6 protein-coding genes are annotated in these 5,691 nt (G+C 46.3%); all 6 read right to left on the bottom strand.

Going from position 1 to position 5,691, the window contains the following annotated elements:
* A partial coding sequence (gene wecB, locus AC3DOM_RS15035) for a non-hydrolyzing UDP-N-acetylglucosamine 2-epimerase (RefSeq protein ID WP_487919861.1) occupies window positions 1-977 on the bottom strand: 977 nt, incomplete at its 3' end.
* Complete coding sequence (locus tag AC3DOM_RS15030; RefSeq protein WP_487919860.1) at window positions 974-2,086, bottom strand: DegT/DnrJ/EryC1/StrS family aminotransferase; 1,113 nt, start codon at window positions 2,084-2,086, stop codon at window positions 974-976. The genes AC3DOM_RS15030 and wecB, both read right to left, overlap by 4 nt.
* Window positions 2,083-2,676 (bottom strand): acyltransferase, encoded by a 594-nt coding sequence (locus tag AC3DOM_RS15025; RefSeq protein WP_487919859.1) that lies wholly within the window; start codon window positions 2,674-2,676, stop codon window positions 2,083-2,085. Before AC3DOM_RS15025 ends, AC3DOM_RS15030 begins: the two co-directional genes overlap by 4 nt.
* 2 nt (window positions 2,677-2,678) lie before the next feature.
* Window positions 2,679-3,629 (bottom strand): Gfo/Idh/MocA family oxidoreductase, encoded by a 951-nt coding sequence (locus AC3DOM_RS15020; RefSeq protein ID WP_487919858.1) that lies wholly within the window; start codon window positions 3,627-3,629, stop codon window positions 2,679-2,681.
* A 23-nt stretch (window positions 3,630-3,652) separates the two neighbouring features.
* A complete protein-coding gene (locus tag AC3DOM_RS15015) occupies window positions 3,653-4,759 on the bottom strand; it encodes a glycosyltransferase family 4 protein (protein ID WP_487919857.1) in 1,107 nt (368 codons plus the stop codon).
* Window positions 4,759-5,691, bottom strand: a 933-nt coding sequence (locus AC3DOM_RS15010) for a glycosyltransferase family 2 protein (RefSeq protein ID WP_487919856.1), incomplete at its 5' end; no start/stop codon positions are given. The genes AC3DOM_RS15015 and AC3DOM_RS15010, both read right to left, overlap by 1 nt.

The following is a 5,691-nucleotide window of genomic DNA, read 5'->3' as shown; positions in this document are numbered from 1 at the left end:
ACTGCAGAGTAAATTGACTTTGTGTTCGCGCCAACAATTTTATTCCACCCGGCATTTACAGTTTCTACCCACTCTGTCTCCTCACGAAAAGTTACACAAGGAACTTGCAGCCAATAAGCTTCTTTTTGGATACCGCCTGAATCTGTCAATATCATGCGAGCGTTTTTCTCCAGCGAAAGCATATCAAGATAGCCGGCGGGCTCGATTAGCTTGATCTTTGGAGCAAAGTTTTCAATATCATCAATCAACTTTGTAATTTTGCCGCGAGTGCGGGGGTGGACGGGAAAGATGATCGTTTCATCCAGTTCGCGGAAAGCCTCGAAGATAGACATTAGATTTTTGGGGTTATCTGTATTCGATGGGCGATGAATGGTTGCTAGAAAATATTCTTTGGAAGAAATACCTAGCAATGTCAAGAGCGTTGAGTGGGATTCTGAAAGCTCTGAAAACTGCAAGATCGCATCATACATAACATCGCCCACATTGTGGACGCCACGCGTAATATTTTCTCGCTCCAAATTTTCAACGGCTCTTTGAGTCGGACAGAAGAGGAAATCAGAGGCGTGGTCGGTCAGAACGCGGTTATGCTCTTCGGGCATTTGACGGTTAAATGATCGCAGTCCCGCTTCCACGTGCGCAATTGGGATATGCAGCTTTACGGCTGCCAATGAGCCAGCCAGGGTCGAGTTCGTATCGCCATAGACGAGAACACAATCCGGTTTTTCTTCGAGGAGCAGATTCTCGATCCCGATCAGCATTTGCCCTGTTTGCCAACCATGATTCCCTGAGCCGACTTCGAGATTAACGTTTGGCGTGGGGATGCCCATCTCGTCAAAAAAGATTTGCGACATTTGGGGGTCATAATGTTGGCCGGTATGCACCAAGAATTCCTGGTGCCTAGCTTCTCGAAGTGCCTTGCTAACTGGCGCAACCTTAATAAATTGTGGCCTTGCACCGATGACAGTAAAGATTTTCATAAAACACTTTTCTTCACCACATCGATGACATATTCTATCTGCGCAGCAGTCATTTCAGGATAAATAGGAATCGCCAAAGTTTCTCGACTGGCCTTCTCTGTAACAGGAAAATCTCCTTCTGTGTAGCCCAGCTCGCGACAAGGCTCTGCCAAATGAAGAGGTTGGGGATAGTAAATGCTTGTGCCAATGCCTGCTTCTTTGAGTTTCTCTTGAACCTGATCGCGGTTCTTCATTTGCAGAATATAGAGGTGATAAACATGCTTTCGATTGGGCGCTTCAAAGGGTGTTTCAAGATTGGTAAAATCTGCCAGCGCATTACGGTAAGTATGAGCCACTTTGCGGCGCCCATCGTTCCAGCGATCAATATGTTTTAATTTCACACGTAAAACAGCAGCCTGAAGCGCATCCAATCGGCTGTTGTAGCCCAGGATTTCAGGAAAATATTTCTTCTTCCAACCGTGGGCACGTAACATGCGTATTTTTTCTGCGAGTTCAAGATTATTGGTGACAATCATCCCGCCATCGCCATAACCGCCCAGATTCTTACTCGGGAAAAAGCTCAAGCAGCCAATATCACTGATTCCTCCCGTCTTCCTGCCTTTGTATTCTGCACCAAAAGCCTGGGCATTATCCTCGATAATGCTCAGATCATGCTCGCGTGCGATTTCGGTTAAGGCATCCATCTCTGCAGCTTGCCCATATAGATGAACGGGAATGATTGCCTTTGTCGCAGAAGTCACTTTGGCGCGCGTCTGCTCGATATTTATGCAATAAGTTTGCTCGTCAATATCAACTAAAATAGGTGTTGCGCCAACATGTAAAACAGTCCCGATGGTGGCAAAGAAAGTATAGGCGGGCAAAATCACTTCGTCACCAGGCCCAATTTCAAGGGCGCGCAAGGCAAGCAGAAGTGCATCTGTCCCAGAGGCGACCCCGATCCCATGCGCGACGCTCAAATAAGCAGCTGTTTCTTTTTCAAAAGCGGCCACATCAGGCCCTAAAATGAAATGTCCAGAGTCGAGAACACGCTGGATCGCTGCGTCCATTTCAGGTTTTATTTCCTGATATTGAGCTACCAGATCAAGCAAGGGGACATTTATCTTGGTCATTTTCCTTCTCCAATTTGCTGAATCTCTTCGCCAGATTTTTGATAATGAATCCCGCATTCTGCGCAGGTAACATGTTCATCCTGACCTTCTACACTAAATGGGAGTTTGATGCCACATTGGCAGAACCACCCCTGGATTTGGGCTGGATTCCCATAAACCAATGCATAGGGCGGGACATTTTTGGTGACCACTGCCCCGGCCCCAACAAAAGAATATTCCCCAAGCGTGGCGCCACAGACCACAGTCGCATTCGCTCCGATCGTAACCCCGCGTTTGACGTGGGTGCTCATATATTCACCACGCCGATTAACATGACTGCGAGGATTGATCACATTGGTGAAGACCATCGAGGGGCCTAGAAAAACATCGTCGTCCAAAATTACGCCTGTATAGATCGAAACATTATTTTGAATCTTAACATTATTCCCGATGACAACATCGGAGGCAACAAAAACATTTTGCCCGATATTGCAATTTTCGCCGATCTGGGTCTTCGGCATGATATGGCAAAAATGCCAAATTTTTGTGCCTTCGCCAATAACGGCACCCTCGTCAACAAAACTGGATGAGTGGATAAAAGAATCAGCCATACTTATTTCCTTAGCAGTGGGTGCGCCAGGGCATCTACCTTCGAAAGGGACGTATTGCGAATTCTGTAGGTTAATTCAATTGAGGGGCGGGCATCATCAAGCCCGAAGCCATTGCCTGCAAGGGTACGCTCATAAACACGGGTATGCAAATCTGTGAATCCACCAGAGAATTCAATTTCATCACCGTCTACGGTGATCGAGCGGTATGTTTTTGGTTTGCCCGGCTCAATAGGCACAGGGAGGTCATTTTCATCTACAGAAAGAAACCAGCGGACTTGTGCGCGTTCAAATTCCACAAAGCCAGACATGCTCCTGTCTTCTGAGCGATAGAGCTTGACCTTTCCGGGCTTTCCAAAAAGCCACTGGAGCATATCGAAGAAATGGATGCCTATATTGGTAGCTATGCCACCCGATTTTTCAGGGGATCCTTTCCACGAGGTATGGTACCAGGGGCCTCGCGAGGTGACGTAAGTCAGCAAAACATCATGTTGCTTCCCAGATTGATCCTTTTCCAGTTTTTCTTTTAGCGCAATCAAAGAAGGATGTACGCGCAACTGCAAGATAGTGTTAATTTTTCCCTGATATTCTTCTTCAACTAATGCGAGCTGATCCAAATTCCAGGGGTTGATCACGAGAGGCTTCTCACAAATCGCGTTTGCCCCAACCCGAAGAGCAAGACGGCAATGCGCATCATGCAAATAATTGGGGGTCATAATGCTGACATAATGAACACGTTCCGCCTCTGGACCGCGCCGTAGTTTTTCTAGATGGCGGTCAAATCTTTCGATTTCAGTGAAAAAGCGCACATCTTGCGTATACCGATCTAGGATACCAACCGAATCAGTTATATCCGTGGCTGCAATCAACCGGTTATCAGTATCCTGAATAGCCTTGAGGTGACGAGGGGCAATATAGCCCGCAACGCCAATTGCTGCAAAGTTTTTACTTGTCATTTCAAATACGTCCTTTACCCAATTCACAAAAATGTTTCATAATCTAATACGATTTTTTCAAGAGAAAATTTTTCCGCATGAATGCGGCTCGCTTCGCGACAGGCAATCAAATCTGTGGGACTGCTCAAAAGATAACGCATTTTATTTTCATAATCATTCAGATGATCAACCAAAAAACCATTCTTCCCACTATCAACCAATTCCACAAAGCCGCCAATATTGCTGACAACCATTGCCAATCCCATTGCAAGGGCTTGGACACCGACAACAGGAAGCCCTTCGGAGAGAGAGGGCATGAATAGTATGTCGCTGTTTCGAAACCATCCTATTACTTCTTCGGGACTGACCCAGCCAGGGAGGGTGAATCTGTCCTGAAGGTTGTGGCGGATGATTTCATTTTCAACATCTTCGCGCATGGGACCGTCTCCGAGAAGAACACATTCCCAAGGGAGATCTTTTACCTTGGCCAGAGTTCTTACGATTTGAAGAGGGTTCTTCTGTAGCATAAGTCGACCAGCAAAGATGATGCGCGGAGGATTTTGAATATGAATCTCTCCAGGATCAAGCCTTATCAGATCTACACCGTTATGAATGACTTCAATCTCTACCGGATAGTGCTTGAGGGCAAGTTGACGTGTAAATTCACTAACAGCAATCACTTTTTTGGCATCACGCCAAATAGGGCGCGTGAAGGGAAAAATCCAGCGAAACCAGCCATCGGTTTTTTCTGGAGCCCCACCAGGAACATCGCCAAGGTGAATAGTGAGGATGTAGGGGATTCCCTTCATCCATGATAACACCCAAGCCAGGACCCCGGCCGGAACGGCGAAATGCACGTGGATAATATCAGGCTTCCACTTGTTGGTTAAGCGAAGGCCCACCCAAAGCCCACAGAGGAGATATGCTCCCATTGTGAACAGCCCCGCTCTAAAGGCTTCACGTCGCAATGAGGGTACACGGATGATTCGAATTCCATCTATAACTTCTTCACGAGGTAATCCTTTGAGATGAGGTGCAATGATAACGATCTCATGACCGCGTTGGAACAGACCTTGCGCAATATCTTGTGCAACACGGCCGCCACCACCACCAACAGGAGGAAACTCATGAATTAATACAAGGATACGCATTATTTATTTTTAAAGATATTGATGGTTTTACGAACGGTATAGGTCGGTTTCTGTTGTGACTCGTGGTATGTTCGAACTTGTAACTCTGCAATTAAACCCATTAAAATTGATTGGAAACCCAAGATAAAAAACATCGCACTAATTTGGAATATAGGCGAGCCAAAGACTGAGATACCAAAGAATATGCGCCTGACAAAAAGAAATAGCAACAGGAATGTGCTAAAGGTGATTATACCTATGCCTGCTCCTCCAAAAAGATAGATCGGCTTGGCCGAATAACTAAGCAAAAATTTGACTGTGAAAAGATCAAGGAGGACTTTTGTTATCCGTTCCAAGCCATATTTTGCCTGCCCAAAGCGACGTGGATGATGGCGAACGGGAACCTCGATAATCTTTGCACCAACAGCATGGGCAAAGACGGGGATAAAGCGATGCATCTCTCCATAAAGGTGGAAGCCTGTGATAACTTCTCGTCGATAGGCTTTGAGAGTACAGCCATAATCATGGAGTTCTACACCTGTTATACGTGAGATCAACCCATTTGCCATGCGAGATGGAAGGGTTCGGGTGATAAATGTATCTTTTCGTTTAACACGCCAACCGCTAACAACATCGTAACCTTCGTCCATTTTTTCAAGCATCATGGGGATATCAGCAGGGTCGTTTTGGAGGTCGGCGTCAAGAAGAATGATAACTTCGCCTTTTGAGTAGTCAATCCCCGCAGCGATGGCAGCTGTTTGACCAAAGTTTCGGCGAAAGGCAACAACCCGGATATGCTCTGGATCTTTCTCAGCAAGGGTTTTAAGAACGCCAAGGCTCCCATCCTGGCTCCCGTCATCAACAAGGACAACCTCCCATGAACGAGAAAGAGAAGCCAAGGCTTGATGGATGGCATCAAATAGCAAGGGAAGACTTTCCTCTTCGTTGTAGAC

It is taken from the genome of Candidatus Desulfolinea nitratireducens, assembly GCF_982879505.1.
Note: the sequence above shows the minus strand (reverse complement) of the source record. Positions and strands in the feature narration are given on the sequence as shown.